Here is a 3289-nt window from a genome sequence, read left to right on the forward strand (position 1 = left end):
GTTGACCGCCACATCCATCTCTTCGGGTGAGGGATCGGTCTGATTGCCGTAGATCGAGGAGGTCGAGGCATAGACGACCGTGTTACAGCCGTCGTCACGGGCTTGCTCGACGGTGTTGACGAACCCTTCGACGTTGACGCGCGCTCCTTTCGTCGGGTCGTCCTCGTGCATCGCATACGAGGACAGCGCCGCGAGGTGAAACACGACGTCCACCTCGGTCGGCAGATCGTCGTCTAACACGCTTTTCTCGTGAAAATCGATGGTCTCGTCGAGGTTTTCGGGCGTGCCGAGGTAGCCGTCGTCGACGACGACGACGTCGTTGTCGTCGGCAAGGTGGTTCGCGAGATTCGACCCGATAAACCCTGCTCCGCCCGTCACGAGGACGCGTTTCCCGTTCATACTGCCACCTATACCGTCGACTATTAAAAAACAGGCGAACGTGTTCCGGACGAACCGTTCGTTATCGGCTTCGAAACGCCCCGCTTAGATCCCGCTCTCGAAGTCCTCGAGGGCGTAGACCGTGTCCGCACCGCGGCGATCGAGCGTTTCGTTGGCCAGCAACCAGTAGACGACCGACAGCGCCTTGCGACCCTTGTTGTTCGTCGGGATCACGAGGTCGACGTTGCTCGTCGAGTTGTTCGAGTCACACATCGCGATCACGGGGATACCGACCGTGATCGCCTCCGTCACGGCCTGTGCGTCGCCGATCGGGTCCGTGACGACGACCACGTCGGGTTCGATGTAGCCGTCGTACTTGGGGTTGGTCAGGGTGCCGGGGATGAACCGACCGGTCCGCGCGCGCGCTCCGATGGTCTCGGCGAACTTCTCGGCCGGGAACCGGCCGTACTGACGCGAGGAGGTGACGAGCACCTGCTCGGGGTCGTAGTTCGAGAGGAAGTCCGCGGCCGTGCGGATACGCTCGTCGGTCTTCGAGATGTCCAGCACGTACAGCCCGTCCGTGCGCACGCGGTGGATGAACCGCTCCATGTCCTTGGTCTTCTGCTGGGTCCCGATGTGGGCCCCCGCGCCGAGGTACTCCTCGACGGGAATGAGGAGGTCTGCCTCCTCGTCGGACATGACGTCGTCGTCGAGCGCCGGCCCGGCCGGCTCCCCCTCGTCTATGTCTACTTCGGCCTCGGCCTCTACCTCCTCGGTGTCGGTGTCGGCGTCGGCGCTCGGTTCCTCGGTCTCGGCTCTGACGTCCTCGTCGGGATCGACGTCGGGGTCCCCGCCCGCTTCGGGTTCGGGTTCCTCGTCGATCTCCTCCTCGGCCGCCTCGAGCCCGTCTTGGTCTGGTTCGTTGCTCATAATGCGTCCTCCGCGATGCGGATGAGTTCGTTGAGTTTGGCAGTTCGCTCGCCGCCGGCCGCACCCGTCTTGATGAAGGGGGCGTCAGTCGCCACGGCGAGGTGTGCGATCGTCGTGTCCTCGGTCTCGCCCGAGCGGTGTGAGACGACCGGCTCGATGCCGTTTCGCGTCGCGAGCTCGATCGCGTCGAAGGCATCGGTCAGCGTGCCGATCTGGTTTGGCTTGATCAGGATCGAGTTGGCCGATCCCTGTTCGATACCGGTCTGCAGGCGCTCGGTGTTGGTGACGAACAGGTCGTCCCCACAGATCAGCGTCTCCTCGCCGACCGTCTCGGTCAGCTCTGCGAACGCCTCGAAATCGTTCTCGTCGAGCGGGTCCTCGACGTAGACCAGGTCGTACTCCCGGACGAGATCCGCGATGTACTCGATCTGCTCGTCGGTCGAGCGGGTTCGCTCCGAGTACTGGTACTCGCCGTCCTCGTACATCTCGGCGGCCGCGACGTCGAGCCCGAAGCCGATCTCGAAACCGACTTCCTCGCTTACGGTCTCGGTCGCTTCGGCCACGATCTCGAAGGCTTCCTCGTCGCCCACGGAGGGCGCCCACGCGCCCTCGTCGCCCTTCCCTGCAGGAATGCCGCGCTCGGCGAGGACGTCGTGGATCTCGCCGTGGACCGCGGCGTTCGCAAAGACTGCATCGGTGACGCTGGGCGCGCCGACCGGCGCCGAGAGGAACTCCTGGATGTCCGTGGCGTCGGCGGCGTGTTCGCCCCCGCCGACGACGTTTCCGAGAGGAATCGGGAAGTTCTCGCCGCGGAATGCTCCTCCTAAATGCTGATAGAGCGGCGCGCCGAGCATGTCCGCGCCGGCTTTCGCCGCGGCCATGCTGATCGCGACCGCGCTGTTGGCGCCGATCTCGGAGAAGTCGTCCGTGCCGTCGGCGGCGTGCAGCGCTGCGTCGACGCTTCGCTGGTCGCCCGCGTACGCTTCGCCGACGAGCCGTGGAACCGCCCGTTCACGGGCGGCGGCGATCGCCTCTTCGGGAGCGAGCTCGATCGCCTCGTGTTCACCCGTGCTCGCGCCGCTTGGCGCTGCGGCACGACCAAAACCGCCGCTTTCGGTCAGCACGTCGGCCTCGACGGTGCCGTTACCCCGCGAGTCGAGTACCCGCCGGAGTCGGATCTCGGCGATCTGCGTCATGCCTCACCTCGCCCGACGGTGAAGGGCAGCGCCCCCGCGTCGTACTCCTCGGCGGCGATCAGGATCGGTTCGGACTGATCGGTCTCGATCAACACGGGTGCGCCGTACGACACCTGCAGCGCCCGTGCGCCGAGGATGCGGGCCTTCTCGTAGCGGCTGAACTGGGTCGTCATTGGTAGGGAGCCACCACGTCGACGAGGTCGGTGTGACTGACGAGCATCCGGCGACAGCAGTGTCGCGAGACACCCAAGTCATCGAGCACCTCGGCTGGGTCCTCGCCCTCGTCGACGCGGGAGGTAAACGCCTCCCAGTGCTCGCCGACGACGTTACCACACGTGAAACACCGGACTGGTACCATCATGGGTGGATCACCTAACGGTAGGACTTCTGGTAGCGCGCCCGTGCGCCGGGCCCGCCCCACTTCTTCGGTTCGGACTGGCGCACGTCGTTGACCAGCAGCGATCGGTCGAACTCCATGTACGCGTCGCGCAGTTCGGCGTCGTTTCTGAACTCGACCAGCCCGCGGGCGATGGCGGTCCGGACCGCGTCGGCCTGTCCGTTGTAACCGCCGCCCTGAACGTCGATATCGATATCGACGTCGTCGCGGATGCCGTCGACGATGCGGAACGGTTCGAGCATCTTCAGGCGGGTGATCTCCGGTTCGACCAGCTCGACTGGCTGGGAGTTGATGCGAACGCGGCCCTCGCCGTCGCTCACCGTGGCGCGGGCGATGGCCGTCTTCTTCTTGCCGCTCGTGTTCGTTACCATGTGACGTTTGCCCCCAG

6 protein-coding genes are annotated in these 3289 nt (G+C 65.3%); all 6 read right to left on the minus strand.

Translation table 11 applies throughout. The features are described 5' to 3' along the window. On the minus strand, nt 1-399 hold a 399-nt coding region (locus EAO80_RS17155; RefSeq protein ID WP_122091061.1), incomplete at its 3' end, for an NAD-dependent epimerase/dehydratase family protein. 84 nt (nt 400-483) lie between these two features. Further along, on the minus strand, nt 484-1308 hold the full coding sequence (gene rpsB / locus EAO80_RS17160; RefSeq protein ID WP_122091062.1) for a 30S ribosomal protein S2: 825 nt from the start codon (nt 1306-1308) through the stop codon (nt 484-486). Beyond that, nucleotides 1305-2504 carry a phosphopyruvate hydratase gene (eno, locus tag EAO80_RS17165; protein WP_122091063.1) on the minus strand — a complete coding sequence of 400 codons (1200 nt, stop codon included), beginning with the start codon at nt 2502-2504 and terminating at the stop codon, nt 1305-1307. Before eno ends, rpsB begins: the two co-directional genes overlap by 4 nt. Then, on the minus strand, nt 2501-2677 hold the full coding sequence (locus EAO80_RS17170; RefSeq protein ID WP_122091064.1) for a DNA-directed RNA polymerase subunit K: 177 nt from the start codon (nt 2675-2677) through the stop codon (nt 2501-2503). Before EAO80_RS17170 ends, eno begins: the two co-directional genes overlap by 4 nt. Further along, the gene (locus EAO80_RS17175; RefSeq protein WP_122091065.1) at nt 2674-2865 is read right to left on the minus strand and encodes a DNA-directed RNA polymerase subunit N; all 192 of its coding nucleotides are present in this window, start codon (nt 2863-2865) and stop codon (nt 2674-2676) included. The genes EAO80_RS17170 and EAO80_RS17175 overlap by 4 nt, the downstream gene beginning before the upstream one ends. Before the next feature lie 11 nt (nt 2866-2876). Then, on the minus strand, nt 2877-3272 hold the full coding sequence (locus EAO80_RS17180) for a 30S ribosomal protein S9 (protein ID WP_122091066.1): 396 nt from the start codon (nt 3270-3272) through the stop codon (nt 2877-2879). Nucleotides 3273-3289: the final 17 nt, after the last annotated feature.

It is taken from the genome of Halalkalicoccus subterraneus (assembly GCF_003697815.1).
Lineage (GTDB): Archaea > Halobacteriota > Halobacteria > Halobacteriales > Halalkalicoccaceae > Halalkalicoccus > Halalkalicoccus subterraneus.